Origin of the sequence: Cryobacterium arcticum, assembly GCF_003185895.1 — a bacterium.
In the GTDB taxonomy this organism is placed as follows: domain Bacteria; phylum Actinomycetota; class Actinomycetes; order Actinomycetales; family Microbacteriaceae; genus Cryobacterium; species Cryobacterium arcticum.
This window is the reverse complement of record NZ_QHLY01000012.1, coordinates 757,395-775,264: the sequence shown is the minus strand read 5'-3', so window position 1 is coordinate 775,264 and position 17,870 is coordinate 757,395. Positions and strand designations below refer to the sequence as shown.

The 17,870-nt window shown below is 66.0% G+C and carries 15 protein-coding genes; 12 read left to right on the top strand and 3 right to left on the bottom strand.

All coding sequences use genetic code 11. The features are described from left to right. The first annotated feature begins 26 nt into the window (after window positions 1-26). The 12 genes from coaE to CTB96_RS13230 all read left to right on the top strand — a co-directional run bounded on the left by coaE (window position 27) and on the right by CTB96_RS13230 (window position 14,498). Window positions 27-689: a dephospho-CoA kinase gene (gene coaE / locus CTB96_RS13285; protein WP_110127349.1), complete on the top strand. Its 663-nt coding sequence runs from the start codon at window positions 27-29 to the stop codon at window positions 687-689. A 9-nt stretch (window positions 690-698) separates the two neighbouring features. Beyond that, complete coding sequence (gene uvrB, locus CTB96_RS13280) at window positions 699-2,762, top strand: excinuclease ABC subunit UvrB (RefSeq protein ID WP_110127348.1); 2,064 nt, start codon at window positions 699-701, stop codon at window positions 2,760-2,762. A gap of 129 nt (window positions 2,763-2,891) precedes the next feature. Then, a complete protein-coding gene (uvrA, locus tag CTB96_RS13275) occupies window positions 2,892-5,762 on the top strand; it encodes an excinuclease ABC subunit UvrA (protein WP_110127347.1) in 2,871 nt (956 codons plus the stop codon). Window positions 5,763-5,775: 13 nt separating this feature from the next. Beyond that, the gene (uvrC, locus tag CTB96_RS13270; protein ID WP_110127346.1) at window positions 5,776-7,764 is read left to right on the top strand and encodes an excinuclease ABC subunit UvrC; all 1,989 of its coding nucleotides are present in this window, start codon (window positions 5,776-5,778) and stop codon (window positions 7,762-7,764) included. Window positions 7,765-7,824: 60 nt separating this feature from the next. Next, entirely contained in the window at window positions 7,825-8,700 is an 876-nt protein-coding gene (gene rapZ / locus CTB96_RS13265) for an RNase adapter RapZ (RefSeq protein ID WP_110127345.1), read from the top strand. A 55-nt stretch (window positions 8,701-8,755) separates the two neighbouring features. Next, window positions 8,756-9,736: a DNA-binding protein WhiA gene (gene whiA / locus CTB96_RS13260; protein ID WP_110127344.1), complete on the top strand. Its 981-nt coding sequence runs from the start codon at window positions 8,756-8,758 to the stop codon at window positions 9,734-9,736. A 144-nt stretch (window positions 9,737-9,880) separates the two neighbouring features. Next, window positions 9,881-10,507, top strand: coding sequence for a superoxide dismutase (locus tag CTB96_RS13255; protein WP_110127343.1), 627 nt, complete (start codon window positions 9,881-9,883; stop codon window positions 10,505-10,507). 98 nt (window positions 10,508-10,605) lie between these two features. Beyond that, on the top strand, window positions 10,606-11,610 hold the full coding sequence (gene gap / locus CTB96_RS13250) for a type I glyceraldehyde-3-phosphate dehydrogenase (RefSeq protein WP_066595509.1): 1,005 nt from the start codon (window positions 10,606-10,608) through the stop codon (window positions 11,608-11,610). Between the two features lie 13 nt (window positions 11,611-11,623). Continuing rightward, window positions 11,624-12,838 carry a phosphoglycerate kinase gene (locus CTB96_RS13245; protein WP_110127342.1) on the top strand — a complete coding sequence of 405 codons (1,215 nt, stop codon included), beginning with the start codon at window positions 11,624-11,626 and terminating at the stop codon, window positions 12,836-12,838. Beyond that, complete coding sequence (gene tpiA / locus CTB96_RS13240; protein ID WP_110127341.1) at window positions 12,829-13,620, top strand: triose-phosphate isomerase; 792 nt, start codon at window positions 12,829-12,831, stop codon at window positions 13,618-13,620. The genes CTB96_RS13245 and tpiA overlap by 10 nt, the downstream gene beginning before the upstream one ends. Window positions 13,621-13,737: 117 nt before the next feature. Beyond that, complete coding sequence (secG, locus tag CTB96_RS13235; RefSeq protein WP_110127340.1) at window positions 13,738-13,989, top strand: preprotein translocase subunit SecG; 252 nt, start codon at window positions 13,738-13,740, stop codon at window positions 13,987-13,989. A gap of 140 nt (window positions 13,990-14,129) precedes the next feature. Beyond that, window positions 14,130-14,498 (top strand): RNA polymerase-binding protein RbpA, encoded by a 369-nt coding sequence (locus CTB96_RS13230; RefSeq protein WP_110127339.1) that lies wholly within the window; start codon window positions 14,130-14,132, stop codon window positions 14,496-14,498. Between the two features lie 75 nt (window positions 14,499-14,573). On the opposite strand, the gene pgl is transcribed toward CTB96_RS13230, so the two are convergent. The 3 genes from pgl to zwf are packed head-to-tail and all read right to left on the bottom strand — an operon-like array spanning window position 14,574 to window position 17,838. Further along, window positions 14,574-15,344: a 6-phosphogluconolactonase gene (gene pgl / locus CTB96_RS13225; RefSeq protein WP_110127338.1), complete on the bottom strand. Its 771-nt coding sequence runs from the start codon at window positions 15,342-15,344 to the stop codon at window positions 14,574-14,576. Further along, window positions 15,341-16,300 carry a glucose-6-phosphate dehydrogenase assembly protein OpcA gene (locus tag CTB96_RS13220; protein WP_110127337.1) on the bottom strand — a complete coding sequence of 320 codons (960 nt, stop codon included), beginning with the start codon at window positions 16,298-16,300 and terminating at the stop codon, window positions 15,341-15,343. The genes pgl and CTB96_RS13220 overlap by 4 nt, the downstream gene beginning before the upstream one ends. Next, window positions 16,297-17,838 (bottom strand): glucose-6-phosphate dehydrogenase, encoded by a 1,542-nt coding sequence (zwf, locus tag CTB96_RS13215; RefSeq protein ID WP_110127336.1) that lies wholly within the window; start codon window positions 17,836-17,838, stop codon window positions 16,297-16,299. The genes CTB96_RS13220 and zwf overlap by 4 nt, the downstream gene beginning before the upstream one ends. Between the last annotated feature and the right edge of the window lie 32 nt (window positions 17,839-17,870).

Sequence of the window (17,870 nt, the reverse complement as noted above, 5' to 3'; positions counted from 1 at the left end):
TCCAGCAGGTTGGCTAGCATGGGGCCGTGTACTTGATTGGATTGACCGGCGGGATCGCATCGGGCAAGAGCACTGTGGCGAGACGGTTCGCCGAACACGGGGCCGTGGTGATCGACGCCGACCAGCTCGCCCGCGCCGCGGTCGAGCCCGGCACGGATGCGCTCGCGCACGTGATCGAGGTCTTCGGCGACGAGGTCCGCAACGCTGACGGCAGCCTCAACCGGGCTGCTCTGGGCGCGATCGTGTTCGGAAACCCGGCCGCGCTCAACCTGCTCAACCAGATCGTGCACCCTGCGGTGCGCGCCCTCTCCGCCCGGGCCATCGACGCCGCGGAGAAGGCGAACCCGCACGTGGTCGTCGTCTACGACGTCCCCCTGCTCGTTGAGGCGTCCGTCGGGCACCCCTTCGACCTGATCGTCGTCGTGCACGCCGATGCCGAAACCCGGGTGCGGCGCATGGTCGAGTTGCGCGGCATGAACGAGGCCGACGCCCTCAGCCGAATCGCCGCCCAGGCCGGCGACGACGAACGCCTCGCCGTCGCCGATGCCGTGATCGACTCCACCGGATCGCTCGATGCGACACTGAACCAGGTGGACAGGCTCTGGAAACGGAAGCTCCGCTCCCACCACGACGCGCTCCCGGAAGCGACCGACGCGGCCGCTGACTCGAGTGTCGGTGGTGCTCCTTAGACTGGAAGCATGGAACCTACCCGCGCCGTACATCCCTTCGAGGTCGTGAGCGAGTACACGCCCAGCGGCGACCAGCCGACCGCGATCAAGGAACTCGCCGGCCGCATCAACGCCGGTGAAACGGACATCGTGCTGCTCGGCGCCACCGGTACCGGCAAGTCCGCGACGACAGCGTGGCTGATCGAACAGGTGCAGCGGCCCACCCTGGTGCTCGCGCACAACAAGACCCTGGCCGCGCAGCTCGTGAACGAGTTCCGCGAGCTGATGCCCAACAACGCCGTCGAGTACTTCGTCTCCTACTACGACTACTACCAGCCGGAAGCCTACGTTCCCCAGACCGACACCTTCATCGAGAAGGACTCCTCGATCAACGAGGAAGTCGAACGCCTCCGGCACTCCACCACGAACTCGCTGCTCAGCCGCCGCGACGTCATCGTGGTCTCCACGGTGTCCTGCATCTACGGCCTCGGCACCCCGGAGGGGTACCTCGAGGCGATGGTGGCGTTGCAGGTGGGTCAGCAGGTCAATCGGGACTGGCTGATCCGCAGGTTCGTGGCCATGCAGTACCAGCGCAACGACGTCGACTTCTCCCGCGGCAACTTCAGGGTGCGCGGCGACACCATCGAGATCATCCCGATGTACGAAGAACACGCCATCCGGATCGAGATGTTCGGCGACGAGATCGAAGCGCTCTACAGCCTGCACCCGCTCACCGGCGACATCCTGCAGAAGCTCGACGCGGTCTCCGTCTTCCCCGGCTCGCACTACGTCGCCAGCACCGACGTGATGCAGCGGGCGATGGTCACCATCAAGGAAGAACTGGCCGAACGGCTGGAACAGCTCGAGCGCGAGGGCAAGCTTCTCGAAGCGCAACGGCTGCGGATGCGCACCACCTTCGACCTGGAGATGATGGAGCAGATCGGCTTCTGCTCCGGCATCGAGAACTATTCCCGGCACATCGACGGGAGAAACGCGGGGGAGCCGGGGCACTGCCTGCTCGACTACTTCCCCGACGACTTCCTGGTGGTCATCGACGAATCGCACGTCACCGTGCCGCAGATCGGCGCCATGTACGAGGGCGACTCCTCGCGTAAGCGCACCCTGGTGGAGCACGGCTTCCGGCTGCCGAGTGCCCTCGACAACCGGCCGCTGCGGTGGAACGAGTTCAAGGACCGGGTCGGCCAGACCGTGTATCTCTCGGCCACGCCCGGCAAGTACGAGATGGGCATCGCCGACGGCATCGTCGAGCAGATCATCCGCCCGACCGGCCTGGTCGACCCGCAAATCATCGTCAAGCCCTCCGCCGGCCAGATCGACGACCTGCTCGAACAGATCCGGCTGCGCGTCGAACTCAACGAGCGGGTGCTGGTCACCACCCTCACCAAGAAGATGGCGGAGGAGCTCACCGACTTCCTCACCGAGGCCGGCGTGCGGGTGCGCTATCTGCACTCCGACGTCGACACCCTCCGCCGGGTGGAGCTACTCACCGAGCTGCGCCAGGGCCTGTACGACGTGCTCGTGGGCATCAACCTGCTCCGGGAAGGCCTCGACCTGCCCGAGGTGTCCCTGGTGGCCATCCTCGACGCCGACAAGGAGGGTTTCCTCCGGTCGTCGACCTCGCTCATCCAGACGATCGGGCGTGCCGCCCGCAACGTGTCCGGTGAGGTGCACATGTACGCGGACCGGATCACCGACTCGATGGCCAGGGCCATCGACGAGACCGACCGGCGCCGGGAGAAGCAGGTCGAGTACAACACCCTCCACGGCATCGACCCGACCCCGTTGCGGAAGCGCATCGCCGACATCACCGATGTCCTCGCCCGCGAGGAGGCCGATACCGCTGAGCTGCTCGCCGGACGGGACGCCCGCCGCCGCAGCCCCACCCCGTCGATGCGGAAGGGTCTGGCCGCCAACGGCGCCAACGACCTCGAGTCGATCATCGCCGACCTCAACGCCCAGATGCTCGAGGCCGCCGGCGAACTCAAGTTCGAGCTCGCCGGGCGGCTGCGCGACGAAGTCTCCGAGCTCAAACGCGAACTCCGCCAGATGGAGAAGGCCGGGCACCTCGGCTAGCCGGCACCCGACCCGGCCGAGGCCCTGATCCGCTCGGATTCAGGGCCCGGCGTCGGCTGCGTTCGCTGTCAGCAAGTGTCAGCGGGATGCCCGTGGCACAGGAGTGTCGGTGGCACTGCATAGACTCGAATGGTGTCAATTTCAGAGGTAGAGCACGGCTCTCAACTCAGCGTCCGTGGTGCTCGCGTGCATAACCTGCACAACGTCAACCTGGACATCCCGCGCGATTCGCTCGTGGTGTTCACCGGGTTATCCGGGTCAGGCAAGTCATCGCTCGCCTTCGATACCATCTTCGCGGAGGGTCAACGCCGCTACGTGGAGTCACTGTCGGCGTATGCCCGACAGTTCCTCGGCCAGGTGGACCGGCCCGACGTCGACTTCATCGAGGGGCTCAGCCCTGCGGTGTCGATCGACCAGAAGTCCACCAACCGCAACCCGCGGTCCACCGTGGGCACGATCACTGAGATCTACGACTACATGCGCCTGCTCTGGGCGCGCATCGGTGTGCCGCACTGTGCCATCTGCGGCGAGGTCATCCAGTCCCAGACCGTGCAGCAGATCGCCGATCAGCTGATGGAACTGGAGACCGGGGTGCGATACCAGATCCTCAGCCCCATCGTCTCGCAGAAGAAGGGCGAGTTCGTCGACCTGTTCAAGGAGCTCGCCGCCGGCGGGTACTCCCGGGCGATGGTCGACGGCACCCAGATCCAGCTCAACGAACCACCCATCCTCAAGAAGCAGATCAAGCACGACATCTCCGTCGTCGTCGACCGGCTCGTAGCCGGCCCCGACCTGCTCAGCCGGCTCACCGACTCGCTCGAGACCGCGCTCAAGCTCACCGACGGCCTGGTGCAGGTCAACTTCGTCGACCTCACCGGTGACGAGGCCTGGCAGAGCTACTCCGAGAAGCTGTCCTGCCCGAACAACCACCCCGTGCAGCTGACCGAGATCGAACCGCGCACCTTCTCGTTCAACGCCCCGTTCGGCGCCTGCCCGGAGTGCTCCGGCCTCGGCACCCGCATGTCCGTCGACGAGGACCTGCTGCTCGGCGACCCGGACCTCAGCATCGCCGAGGGCGTCGTGCTGCCCTGGACCACCCAGGGCAAGGGGCTGTTCCAGTACTACGAGAAGCTGCTCGACGGCCTCGCCCGCGACCTCAAGTTCAAGCTCACCACCCCGTGGAAGAAGCTCAGCGAAGAGGTGCGCACCGCCGTCATGCGCGGCGACAACTTCGAGGTCAAGGTCAAATGGAAGAACCGGTACGGCCGGGAGATGAGCTACACCTCCGGCTTCGAGGGTGTCGTGCCGTACATCGAGCGTCAGTTCCTGCAGGCCGACACCGATACCCAGCGGCAGCGCTGGGGCGAATACCTGCGTGAGGTGCCCTGCCCGGTCTGCAACGGCACCCGGCTGAAGCCCGAGGTGCTCGCCGTGCTCGTGCACGACATGAGCATCGCCGACATCTGCCAGCTCAGCCTCACGGAGGCGCGTGAGTTCATGGACAAACTCGAACTCACCGACCGCGAGAAGACCATCGCCGCCCAGGTGCTCCGCGAGATCAAGGTTCGCCTGGACTTCCTGCTCCGGGTGGGCCTGAACTACCTCAGCCTGGCCCGCGCCGCCGCCACCCTCTCCGGCGGTGAGGCACAGCGCATCCGGCTGGCGACCCAGATCGGATCGGGCCTGACCGGGGTACTCTATGTGCTCGACGAGCCCAGCATCGGCCTGCACCAGCGCGACAACCGCCGCCTGATCGAGACCCTTGTGGCCCTCCGCGACCTCGGTAACACCCTGATCGTGGTCGAACACGACGAAGACACCATCAAGACAGCCGACTGGGTGGTCGACATCGGCCCCGGTGCCGGCGTCAACGGCGGGCACGTGGTGCACTCCGGCTCGTATGCCGACCTGCTGACGAACACGAAGTCGCTCACCAGCGATTATCTGTCCGGCCGCAAGTCGATCGCCACCCCCGCCACCCGGCGTCCGCTCGACCCCGAGCGCGAGATCACCGTCGTGGGCGCGGAGGCGAACAACCTGCACAAGGTCACCGTCAAGTTCCCCCTGGGTGTGTTCACCGCCGTCACCGGCGTGAGCGGCTCCGGCAAGTCGTCGCTGGTGAACGACGTGCTCTACCGGGTGCTCGCCAACCGGCTCAACGGTGCCCGCAAGCTGCCCGGCCGGCACACCAAGGTCACGGGGCTCGACCAGCTCGACAAGGTCATCCACGTCGACCAGGCCCCGATCGGCCGCACGCCGCGCTCGAACCCGGCCACCTACACCGGTGTGTTCGACAAGATCCGCAACCTGTTCGCCGAGACGATGGAGGCCAAGGCGCGCGGTTACCTGCCCGGCCGCTTCAGCTTCAACGTGAAGGGTGGCCGCTGCGAGGCCTGCTCCGGCGACGGCACGATCAAAATCGAGATGAACTTCCTGCCCGACGTGTACGTGGCCTGTGAGGTCTGCGGGGGAGCGCGGTACAACCGCGACACCCTCACCGTGCATTACAAGGGCAAGAGCATCGCCGAGGTGCTGGACATGCCGATCAGCGAGGCGGCCGAGTTCTTCGAGCCCATCTCCGCCATCCACCGGTTCCTCAAGACCCTGGTCGAGGTGGGACTGGGCTACGTGCGGCTCGGCCAGAGCGCCACGACCCTGTCCGGCGGCGAGGCCCAGCGGGTGAAGCTCGCCACCGAACTGCAGCGCCGCTCCAACGGGCGCAGCGTCTACGTGCTCGACGAGCCCACCACCGGCCTGCACTTCGAAGACGTGCGGAAACTCCTGCTCGTGCTCAACAGTCTCGTCGACAAGGGCAACACCGTTATCGTGATCGAGCACAACCTCGACGTGATCAAGTCGGCGGACTGGGTCATCGACCTGGGCCCTGAGGGCGGTTCCGGCGGCGGGAAGATCCTGGCCACCGGAACGCCGGAGCACATCGCCACCGTGAAGAAGAGCCACACCGGAACGTTCCTGAAGGAGGTCCTCGCCGCAAAGTAGGCGGAGGAAGAAGATGTCTGACGCTCTGAGCTATCGCCCCAAGCCGGGGGAGATCCCGACCGAACCCGGTGTCTACAGGTTCCGGGATGCCTCCCGCCGGGTGCTGTATGTCGGCAAGGCGAAGAACCTGCGCGCCCGGCTGAGCAATTACTTCGCGCCGCTGAGCAGCCTGCACGACCGTACCCGGCGCATGGTCACGACCGCCACGAGCGTGGAATGGACCACCGTCGGCACCGAGATCGAGGCGCTGCAGCTGGAGTGGACCTGGATCAACGAGTTCGATCCTCCGTTCAACGTGCAGTTCAAAGACGACAAGTCCTACCCGTACCTCGCGGTGACTCTCGCCGATGAGGCGCCCCGGGCACTCGTCACGCGTACCACCGGCATCAAAGGCGCGCGCTACTTCGGCCCGTACCCCAAGGTCTGGGCGGTGCACGAAACCATCGACCTGATGCTCAAGGCCTTCCCGATCCGTACCTGCAACAACGCCAATTACAAACGCGCCATGCAGTCGGGCAAGCCGTGCTTCGCCGGTCAGATCGGCCGCTGTTTCGGCCCCTGCTCCGGCAAAGTCGGGATCGAGGAGCACCGGGCGATCGTCAACGAGTTCGTGAACTTCATGGGCAGCCAGGACCGCAAGCTGATCAACAGCCTCACAAACCAGATGAAGGAAGCGGCCCTGGCGCAGGACTACGAGACCGCCGCCCGGCGCCGCGACCAGGTGAAGGCGCTCAACGCCGTGTTGGAGAAAAGCGCTGTGGTGCTGCGCGACAACGTGGACATCGACCTGTTCGCGATCGAACAGGACGAGCTTGCGGCGGCCGTGCAGTTGTTCCTGGTGCGCGGCGGCCGCATCCGCGGCGTGCGCGGGTGGGTCGTCGACAAGGAGCTCGACCTCAGCACCAGTGAGTTGATCGACTCGATCATGCAGACCGTCTACACCGGCGATGCCGTGCCGCCGCGGGAGATCGTACTGCCGGAGCTTCCCGACGACGCCGAGGCGCTCGAAGGCTGGCTGGGCGGGATCGCCAACCGCAAGGTGCGCCTGGTCGCCGCTCAGCGCGGCGAGAAGGCCGCCCTGCTGGCCACAGCGGCCCAGAACGCCAAGCAGGCGCTGATGCTTTACAAGACTCGGCGCAGCTCCGACTTCGTCGCCAGGTCCAAAGCCCTCGAAGACATCCAGGAGGCGCTCGGCATGTCCACTGCACCGCTGCGGATGGAGTGTTACGACGTATCCCACCTCGGCGGCACCAACATCGTGGCCTCGATGGTGGTCTTCGAAGACGGCCTGCCCCGCAAAGACGAGTACCGCCGGTTCAGCATCCCCGAGTCCACCGACGACACCGACTCGCTGTATCGGGTGCTGACCCGCCGCCTGGCCTACCTGGTACCGGACGACGCGACCCCGGAGGCGCTGCCCTCCGGCGGCGTGATCGCGGTGAAGGACGAGCCGGAGAACGGCCTGGACAGTGCCGAGCACGCCCCGCCCGCCGACGCGTCAGGAACCGATGACGAGGCTGAGACGGATGACGCGGACGTCCCCGAGGTCGCCGCAAAACGGAAGAAGTTCCGCTACCAGCCCAACCTGCTCATCGTCGACGGCGGCCAACCGCAGGTCGCCGCCGCCGCTCGGGCGCTGCGGGAGTCCGGTGTCGAGGGCATCGCCCTGTGCGGCATCGCGAAGCGGTTGGAAGAGATCTGGCTGCCGGACTCCGACTATCCCGTGATCCTGCCCCGCAACAGCGACGCTCTCTTCCTGTTCCAACGGATCCGGGATGAAGCTCACCGCTTCGCGATCACGCACCAACGTGCACGCCGTAAACGCGACATCAACACCATCCTCGGAGAAATCCCCGGCCTCGGCCCCGCGCGGATCAAGGTCCTGCTGGCGCACTTCGGGTCGGTCAGCCGTCTCAAGGAGGCGTCGGTGGACTCCATCGGCGAGATCCGCGGCATCGGACCGGCCCTCGCGGAGGGCATCCACCGGCACCTGCGCGCCTGAACCGTGCCCCCGGTCGATAAGCTGGACATTCACTCACTTCGACCGAAGGCATAATCCAGCATGAGCACGGAGACCGAGAAGCAGGAGATGCTCATCGTGACGGGCATGTCCGGCGCCGGACGATCCACCGTGGCGAACGCTCTGGAGGACCTCGGCTGGTACGTCGTCGACAACCTGCCGCCGCAAATGCTGCGCCCCCTCGTGGAGCTGGTCGGCCGAGCGGGAACGAACCTGCCCAAGATCGCCGCTGTCGTCGACATCCGCGGTCGGGACTTCTTCGGTGACTTCCAGGAGCTGGTGCAGGCACTCCGTACCGGCACCCAGGTGCGGGTGATCTTCCTTGAGGCTCGCGACGACGTGCTCGTACGCCGGTTCGAAGCCGTGCGCCGGCCGCACCCGCTGCAGGGCGAAGGCACCATCCTGGACGGCATCTCCGCCGAGCGCACCCGGCTCGCCGTGGTGCGTGAATCCTGCGACATCGTGATCGACACGTCAGACCTCAACATCCACCAGCTCGCCACCACGATCACGGAACGGTTCGCCGCCGAGAACGCGGCCGGCCTGCACCTGACCGTGATGAGCTTCGGCTTCAAGTACGGCCTGCCCACCGACGTCGACATGGTCGCCGACGCCAGGTTCCTGCCGAACCCGTTCTGGATCCCCGAGCTTCGACCGCACACCGGCCTCGACCCCGAAGTCGCCGAATACGTTCTCGGCCAGGAGGGAGCCCGCGAGTTCATCGACGCATACGCGGCAGCCGTCCGCCCCGTCCTGGCGGGATATCAGCGGGAGAACAAGCGTCATGCCACCATTGCCATCGGATGCACCGGCGGCAAGCACCGCTCGGTCGCGATGGCACGTGAGCTGGCCGGCCTGCTCCAAGAATTTCCCGGCGTCGCGGTGAGCCTCAAGCACCGCGACCTCGGACGAGAATAACGACAGCCGCCGCCATCTATGGCGGCAGTCCCGAACAACAGAATGGAAATGACGATTGGCACTCACCATCGACGTCAAAGATGAACTAGCACGCGTCGAGGTTTCGAAGACCACGGTTCGCGCGGCCGAACTGGCCACAATCCTGCGATTCTCCGGCGGTCTGCACATGATCTCCGGCCGCATCGCAATCGAATCCGAACTCGACACCGCCTTGCTGGCCCGTCGGGTGCGCAAGGACCTCGCCGAACTCTACGGAGTCCGCAGCGACGTTTCCGTGATCACGGCCTCCGGCCTCCGGCGCACCAACCACTACCTCGTGCGCGTACTCGACGGCGGCGAGACCCTCGCTCGGCAGACCGGTCTGCTCGACGCCCGCCGCCGTCCGATCCGTGGCCTGCCGAACCGGCTCACCACCGGCTCCAAGGACGAGATCGCGGCAGTCTGGCGCGGTGCGTTCCTCGCCACCGGCTCGCTGACCGACCCCGGTCGTTCCGCCGCCCTCGAAGTAGTCTGCCCCGGCAACGAAGCGGCCATGGCCATCGTGGGCGCCGCCGGCCGCCTGGGCATCGTCGCGAAGGCACGTGAGGTGCGCGGTGTGCACCGCGTCGTCATCCGCGACGGCGACGCCATCGGCGCGATGCTGGTGCAGATGGGCGCCCAGGAGACCGTGTTGAACTGGGAGGCCCTCCGCCAGCGCCGTGAGGTGCGCGCGACAGCCAACCGGCTGGTGAACTTCGACGACGCCAACCTGCGCCGCTCGGCGCAAGCCGCCGTGGCCGCCTGCGCGCGCGTGGATCGGGCCATGGAGATCCTCGGCGACGACATCCCAGAGCACCTCCGCTACGCGGGGGAGCTGCGGCTGTCGTTCCGTGACTCCAGCCTCGACGAGCTCGGCCATCACGCCGACCCGCCCATGACCAAGGACGCTGTCGCCGGCCGCATCCGCCGCCTGCTGGCCATGGCCGACAAGAAAGCCGTCGATCTGGGCATCCCCGGCACCGACGCGAACCTGCCCGCGGACCTCGACGACGTCTGACCTGCAACCTGAGGCCTGGACCCCCCGCAAGGGGGAAGAGGGGACTAACGTCCCCTGTCCACCTGAGTAGACTAAAAAGGTCACTTACAGTGCAGATGACGAGAGAAATCTCGGCTCTGCTGCATAAATGAGGAGATACGAGTTATGGCCGAATACACCCTGCCTGAACTGGCCTACGATTACTCGGCGCTCGCGCCGAGCATCAGCGGCACCATCATGGAACTCCACCACAGCAAGCACCACCAGGCCTATGTCACCGGTGCGAACACCGCTCTGGCGCAGTTGGCGGAGGCCCGTGATTCCGGCAGCCTCGTGTACGTGAACAAGCTCGAAAAAGACCTGGCCTTCAACCTCGGCGGCCACGTCAACCACTCCATCTTCTGGACGAACCTCTCCCCGAACGGCGGCGACAAGCCCGTCGCCGAACTGGCCAGTGCCATTGACGACTTCTTCGGCTCGTTCGAGAAGTTCCAGGCGCACTTCACCGCCGTCGCACTGGGCGTGCAAGGTTCCGGCTGGTCTGTGCTGGCCTGGGATTCCATCGGGCAGCGCCTGATCATCCAGCAGTTCTTCGACCAGCAGGCGAACTTCGCCGCCGGCACCGTGCCGATCCTGATGCTCGACGTCTGGGAGCACGCGTACTACCTGGACTACCAGAACGTGCGCGCGGATTACGTCAAGGCATTCTGGAACATCGTCAACTGGGAGAACGTGCAGGCCCGCTTCGCTGCAGCCCAGGAGAAGACCAACGGGCTGCTGCTACTGTCGTAGCGCTTGTTTCGGCGAACCGCACGCACCGTACCCACACTTTCGTTTTCTTTCATCCCCACCACCGGCGCCACACGCGCCATCAATAACAGGAGTCATTCGTGTCTGTAAAGATTGGTATTAACGGATTTGGCCGCATCGGCCGCAACTACCTGCGCGCCGCGCTGGCCCAGGGCAGCGACATCGAGATCGTTGCCGTCAACGACCTCACCGACACCAAGACGCTGGCCCACCTGCTCAAATACGACTCCATCACGGGTCGTCTGGACGCCACCGTCTCCGTCGAGGGAGATTCCATCCTCGTCAACGGCAAGCCGATCAAGGTTCTCGCCGAGCGCGACCCGGCCAACCTCCCCTGGGGTGCCCTGGGCGTCGACATCGTGATCGAGTCGACCGGCCGCTTCACCAAGGCTGACGATGCGCGCAAGCACATCACCGCCGGTGCCAAGAAGGTCATCGTCTCCGCTCCCGCCACCGGCGACGTTGCGACCATCGTCATGGGCGTCAACGAGGAGACGTACGACTCCGCGAAGTTCGACATCATCTCGAACGCTTCCTGCACCACGAACTGCCTCGCACCGCTGGCCAAGGTCTTCAACGACAACTTCGGCATCAAGAGTGGCCTCATGACCACCATCCACGCCTACACCGCAGACCAGAACCTGCAGGATGGCCCGCACAGCGACCTGCGTCGCGCCCGCGCCGCCGCCGTCAACATCATCCCGACCTCGACCGGTGCCGCCAAGGCCCTGGGCATCGTCCTCCCCGAGCTCGCCGGCAAGCTTGACGGCTTCGCACTGCGCGTACCGGTGCCCACCGGTTCCATCACCGACCTCACCGTCGTCGCCGAGAAGCCCGTCACGGTCGAGGCCATCAAGGCCGCCTACAAGGCAGCAGCAGAGGGCCCCCTCAAGGGCATCCTGATGTACACCGAAGACGAGATCGTCTCCAGCGACATCGTCACCGACCCGCACTCCTCGATCTTCGACGCCGGCCTGCTGCGCGTCCTGGGCGACCAGGTCAAGCTGTCCTCCTGGTACGACAACGAGTGGGGCTACTCCAACCGCATGGTTGACCTCACCGAGTTCGTCGCCGAGCGTCTCTAACTAGGGCCGCGCAGTGACGCTTCGCACTATCGAATCGCTGGGATCGCTCCACGGCAAGCGCGTCATCGTTCGGTGTGATCTGAACGTACCGTTGAAAGACGGCCAGATCACCGACGATGGCCGCGTGCGGGCGTCCCTGCCCACCCTCAAGGCTCTGGTCGAGCAGGGTGCCCGTCTGGTGATCGTTTCTCACCTCGGGCGCCCTGACGGCCAGGTCAACCTGAAGTACAGCCTGGCGCCGGTAGCGGCCCGCCTGGCTGAACTGATCGGTTCCCCGGTTGCCTTCGCCGCCGACACCGTCGGCGAATCCGCCCAGGCTGCAGTCGCAGCGCTGACGGATGGCGACATCGTCGTTCTGGAGAACCTCCGTTTCAACGCGGGGGAGACCAGCAAGGTAGAAGCAGAACGCGTGGCCTTCGCCACCGAACTGTCCGCCCTGGGCGACGTCCTCGTCTCCGACGGCTTCGGCGTCGTGCACCGCAAGCAGGCCAGCGTCTTCGACCTGGCCCAGATCCTGCCGAGCGCTGCCGGCCTGCTCATCGCAGCAGAGCTCGACGTGCTCGACCGCCTCACCGAGAAGCCGGAGGCACCGTACTCGGTGATCCTCGGCGGCTCGAAGGTGTCGGACAAGCTCGGCGTGATCGGTCACCTGCTTCCGCGGGTGAACTCACTGCTCATCGGCGGCGGCATGCTGTTCACCTTCCTCGCGGCCCAGGGCCACAAGGTCGGCGCCAGCCTGCTCGAGGTCGACCAGATCGAAACCGTGCGCGGTTACCTCGCTGAGGCCGAGCGCCTCGGCGTGAAGATCGTGCTGCCGACGGATGTCGTCGTCGCTTCGAAGTTCGGAGCGGACGCCGAGTACGTCACCACGGCAGCCGACCAGATCGAGAACACCCCGTTCGGCGCTGCCGGCCTGGGCCTCGACATCGGACCGGACACGGCCGCTGCCTTCGCAGCGATCATCCGCGACTCGAAGACTGTCTTCTGGAACGGGCCCATGGGCGTGTTCGAGCTGGCACCGTTCGCCGACGGCACCCGCACGGTTGCCGCCGCTCTCACCGAGGTCAACGGACTCAGCGTTGTCGGCGGAGGAGACTCCGCCGCCGCCGTCCGCATCCTCGGCTTCACCGATGACCAGTTCGGTCATATTTCTACCGGCGGTGGCGCCAGCCTCGAGTTCCTCGAGGGTAAGCGACTGCCAGGACTGGAGGTCCTCGGATGGCAGTAAACACGCGTGTTCCACTGATCGCAGGCAACTGGAAGATGAACCTGGACCACCTCCAGGCGATCGCTTTCGTGCAGAAGCTGGCGTGGAGCCTCAAGGACTCCGGCCACGACTTCTCCGCCACCGAGGTTGCCGTGTTCCCCCCGTTCACCGACCTGCGCAGCGTGCAGACGCTCGTGGCAGCCGACAAGCTGCCGCTCGCGTACGGCGGACAGGACGTCTCCACTCAGGAGTCCGGCGCGTACACCGGCGAGATCTCGGCTGCCTTCCTGGCCGCGCTCGAGTGCCAGTACGTGCTCATCGGTCACTCCGAGCGACGCACCCTGCACAACGAGACCGACGAGGTCGTCGCCGCCAAGGTGACGGCAGCGTTGAAGCACAACCTGGTTCCCATCATCTGCGTCGGCGAGACCGCCGCTGACCTGGAACTGCACGGCCCGAGCGCGGTTCCCGTCGCGCAGTTGAAGGCGGCCCTCGCGGGCGTCGACAACGCGGCGGACATCGTCGTGGCGTACGAGCCGGTCTGGGCCATCGGCTCCGGCCAGGCCGCAACGCCCGAGCAGGCCGAACAGGTCGCGGCCGCGCTGCGCTCGACACTGGCAGAGGTACTCGGCCAGGATGTCGCCGACAAGACCCGCGTTCTCTACGGCGGTTCGGTCAAGGGCGTCAACATCGCCGGTTTCATGAAGGAACCGAACGTTGACGGTGCCCTCGTCGGCGGCGCGAGCCTAGACATCACGGAATTCTCCAGCATCGTCCGCTTCCAGAAGCACGTCGGACTGTAGAACCCGCCCGTCGCACCCCCTCCGGGGGGCGCGACGGGTTTTGTCTGCCGTCAGGCTATAATTGCCAGTGGTCTTGGTGGAGCTGAAAGGCGTCCATCGTTTTTGTGAAAGGTTTCCGTGGACATTCTCCAAGTTGTGTTGCAGGTTCTGCTCGGTATCACGAGCCTCCTGCTCACCATGCTCATTTTGCTCCACAAGGGCCGCGGTGGCGGGTTGTCCGACATGTTCGGCGGCGGTGTCACCTCGAACCTCGGCGCCTCAGGCGTCGCTGAACGTAACCTCAATCGCATCACGATCATCCTCGCCGTACTCTGGATCTCCTGCATTGTCGTGCTGGGCCTGATCACCAAATTCGACACCGGCGCCTAACTCGCACCAAGATCGGGCGCCTGCCGCAAGCAGGGGCCCGGGACATCGCAAGCCGCGTCACATCCGGTCACCACGGCACGACCGGACTGTGGGTAGTACAACCCGAACAAGCCGAACAGTTTTTTTAGCGGAGGATCACAATGGCATCTGGTGGAAGCGCAATTCGCGGCTCGCGAGTCGGAGCCGGCCCCATGGGCGAGCAGGACCGTGGTTTCCATGCTGACCGGATCCGCGTGTCGTACTGGGACGCCCTCGGCAACGAGACCGTCCGTTACTTCGCGGCGAACCTGCCCGACGAAGAAATCCCCGACACGATCGACTGCCCGTCGTCCGGCCTGCCCGCCGGTCGCGACAAGGAGAACCCGCCGTCGGTCGTCAAGCTCGAGCCCTACAAGACTCACCTGGCCTACGTGAAGGAACGCCGCACCGAAGAGGAAGCGGAGTCCCTCCTCGAGGAGGCCCTGCAGCAGCTGCGGGTTCGCCGCGGCAAGCTCACCGCGACCAACTAGGCGCGACTGCGCAGCACAACAAGAAGCGCATCGGCTCCGAGGAGCCGATGCGCTTTTGTGTTGCTACCGTGCGGTTCAGTTGGGCTGCGCGATCAGGTTCTCCGGAACCTCAGCGGCTGCCTCACCGTCGACGAAGAAATCGGTGTAGTGCCGTCCTCGGATGCCCGCGACGGGCACCTCGTCACGACTGGCTCCGGCCAGGGCCAGACCGAGGGCCGACGCCTTGTCGGTGCCGGAGACAACGAGCCAGATCCGCTCAGACGAATTGAGCACCCAGCGCGTGAGGCTCAGACGCTCTGCCGGCGGCTTCGGCGAGTTCAGCACAGCGATGACGGTGAGGTCGTTCTCCCTGATGCCCTGCAGATGCGGGAACAGCGAAGCGATGTGCCCGTCAGGGCCGACGCCGAGGAAGGTCACGTCGAACTGCGGAACCGGGGAATCCGGACCGGCCAGGGCCTTCAGCTCGGCAGCGTACCGGTCTGCAGCCGCGTCGATGTCGAGGCCTTCATCTGACGCCGGGAACGCGTGGATGTTCGCCGCCGGGATATCGATGTGGTCCAGCAGCGCAGCGCGCGCCTGCACCTCGTTCCGGTCGGCATGGCCGCGCGGCACCCACCGCTCGTCGCCCCACCAGATGTCGATCTTCGACCAGTTCAGGCTGTCCCGGTCGGGGGAGGCGTTGATGGCCTCCAGCACGCTGGTGGCAACGGACCCCCCGGTCAGCACCACGTTGGCGTGGCCCTGGTCGTGCAGGGTGTCCGTGATCTTGCTGAGGAAGCGGGTGGCGACCGAGGTGATCAGGGCCGCCTTGTCCGCATGCACAAGCACGCGCCTGTCGTGCGTCATGAGTGGTCTCCAGTCGTCTCGGTGGGACCCGTCAGCTGCGGCAGGCCCTTGGTGATGACTTCACCGTACAGCTCATCAGGATCGAGTCGGCGCAGCTCGTCGCTCAGGCAGTCCCGCAGGCTGCGGCGCTTGAGGGTGAGGTCCTGCACCGGCTGGCCGGGCTGGGTGAGGGTCGCGATGCCGGGGACCTCACGCTCGAGCGAGATGACACCGGAAGCGCGGGTGAGGTGGACGCCGTGGATACCGTTGGCGTTTTCACCGGAGGTGAGCTCGTAGACAACCGGCACCTGCAGCTGCAACTGCAGCCAGGCCGCCAGCAGCGTGGTCGACGGCGAGTCCAGGGCGCCGGAGACCGACACCGCCGTGATGGATTCGTACGGCGGCTGGTCCAGCACAGCAGCCAGCTGGGCCCGCCAGAGGGTCAGCCGGGTCCAGGCGAAGTCAGTGTCGCCCGGGCGGTAGGACGAGCAGATCTGGGTCAGCGCGGCCTGCGGGTCGGCCTGGGCCGACGCGTCGGTGATGCGGCGGTAGGCGATCCTGCCCAGCGGCGACTCTGCGGGCACCGCAGGGGCCTCACCGGGCCACCAGGCCACCACCGGAGCATCGGGGAGCAGCAGTCCGGTGACGAGGCTCTCCGGGTCGCTGGCGGCGTCGCCGTAGGCGCGCAGCACGATGACCTCACTCGCCCCGGCGTCTCCGCCGACCCGGATCTCGGCGTCGACGCGCGGTGCGCAGTCTGCCGCCGCTGCGGCCTCGGTCGAGAGCACGATGACCCGCATCGGGTGCTCCCGCGAGGCATCGTTCGCGGCTTCGATGGCTTCCTCTTCGTGGCCGAGCTCGGCCGCGATGATGAGGGTGAGCACCCGGCCGAGGGCGACAGCGCCGCCCTCTTCACGGATGCGCACGAGCGCCTTGGAGATCTTGGCGGTGGTGGTGTCCGGCAGATCGACGATCATGGGCGTCTCCAGTTCCGGCCGTCGCGTGACAGCAGTTCATCGGCTGAGGCGGGTCCCCAGGTGCCGGGCCGGTACTGTTCCGGCTGGCCCTGGGTGGCCCAGAATTCCTCGATCGGGTCGAGGATCTTCCACGAGAGTTCGACCTCTTCGTGGCGGGGGAAGAGCGGGGGGTCGCCCAGGAGCACGTCGAGGATCAACCGCTCGTATGCTTCGGGGCTGGCCTCGGTGAAGGCGTGGCCGTAACCGAAGTCCATGGTCACGTCGCGCACCTGCATGCCGACACCCGGAACCTTGGAACCGAACCGGATGGTGACGCCCTCGTCGGGCTGCACGCGGATCACCAGGGCGTTCTCACCGAGTGCGGCGGTCTGGCTCTTTTCGAACAGGTACTGCGGGGCGCGCTTGAAGACGACGGCGATTTCCGTCACCCGGCGGCCGAGGCGCTTGCCGGCACGCAGGTAGAACGGCACACCCGACCAGCGGCGAGTGTCGATCTCCAGGCGCAGGGCAGCGTACGTCTCCGTCAGAGACTCCGGGTTCATGCCGTCTTCCTCGAGGAAACCGAGGATCTTCTCCCCGCCCTGCCAGCCGCCGGCGTACTGTCCACGGGCGGTGCCGGTGGCCAGGTCTTCGGGCAGGCGCACAGAGGCGAGCACCTTCTCCTTCTCGGTGCGGAGGTCGGCAGCGTCGAACGAGATCGGCTCCTCCATGGCCGTGAGGGCGAGTAGCTGGAGCAGGTGGTTCTGGATGACGTCGCGGGCAGCACCGATACCGTCGTAGTACCCGGCGCGTCCGCCGACGCCGATGTCCTCGGCCATCGTGATCTGCACGTGGTCGACATAGTTGGCGTTCCAGATCGGTTCGTACAGCTGGTTCGCGAAGCGCAGCGCCAGGATGTTCTGGACCGTCTCCTTACCCAGGTAATGGTCGATGCGGAACACCGAGTCGGCCGGGAAGACAGACTCGACGACACTATTGAGCTCGCGTGCGGTCTTCAGGTCGCTGCCGAAAGGCTTCTCGATGACGACACGTCGCCACTGGCCGTTCTTCTGCTCGGCCAGGCCGGAGCGGCGTAGTTGCTCGGTGACCTGCGGGAACGCCTTGGGCGGGATCGACAGGTAGAACGCGTGGTTGCCCATGGTTCCCCGTTCGCGGTCGAGTTCCTCGATCGTCTCCTTGAGGAGCTCGAACGCGGCATCGTCGTCGAAGGTGCCGGGGACGAAGCGGATGCCCTCGGCCAGCTGCGCCCAGACATCCTCATGGAATTCGGTGCGTGCGTACTCCTTGACGGAGTCGTGCACGACCTGCATGAAGTCCTGGTTGTCCCAGTCCCGTCGGGCGAACCCGACAAGGGCGAAGCCGGGTGGCAGCAGCCCCCGGTTAGCCAGGTCGTAGACGGCAGGCATGAGTTTCTTCCGCGAGAGGTCTCCGGTGACGCCGAAGATCACGAGGCTCGAGGGCCCCGCGATCCGATTCAGGCGATAGTCGGAAGGCGAACGCAACGGATTGAACTCCGGGGTGATTTCCACCGGGGACATGCGGCTCCTTTGAGGAATTAATGCGCGATGAT

Coding starts and splice junctions, on each gene's coding strand:
- uvrB (WP_110127348.1), top strand. CDS start 699: ATGGAACCTACCCGCGCCGTACATCCCTTCGAGGTCGTGAGCGAGTAC.
- uvrA (WP_110127347.1), top strand. CDS start 2,892: ATGGTGTCAATTTCAGAGGTAGAGCACGGCTCTCAACTCAGCGTCCGT.
- uvrC (WP_110127346.1), top strand. CDS start 5,776: ATGTCTGACGCTCTGAGCTATCGCCCCAAGCCGGGGGAGATCCCGACC.
- rapZ (WP_110127345.1), top strand. CDS start 7,825: ATGAGCACGGAGACCGAGAAGCAGGAGATGCTCATCGTGACGGGCATG.
- CTB96_RS13255 (WP_110127343.1), top strand. CDS start 9,881: ATGGCCGAATACACCCTGCCTGAACTGGCCTACGATTACTCGGCGCTC.
- tpiA (WP_110127341.1), top strand. CDS start 12,829: ATGGCAGTAAACACGCGTGTTCCACTGATCGCAGGCAACTGGAAGATG.
- CTB96_RS13230 (WP_110127339.1), top strand. CDS start 14,130: ATGGCATCTGGTGGAAGCGCAATTCGCGGCTCGCGAGTCGGAGCCGGC.
- pgl (WP_110127338.1), bottom strand. CDS start 15,344: ATGACGCACGACAGGCGCGTGCTTGTGCATGCGGACAAGGCGGCCCTG.
- CTB96_RS13220 (WP_110127337.1), bottom strand. CDS start 16,300: ATGATCGTCGATCTGCCGGACACCACCACCGCCAAGATCTCCAAGGCG.
- zwf (WP_110127336.1), bottom strand. CDS start 17,838: ATGTCCCCGGTGGAAATCACCCCGGAGTTCAATCCGTTGCGTTCGCCT.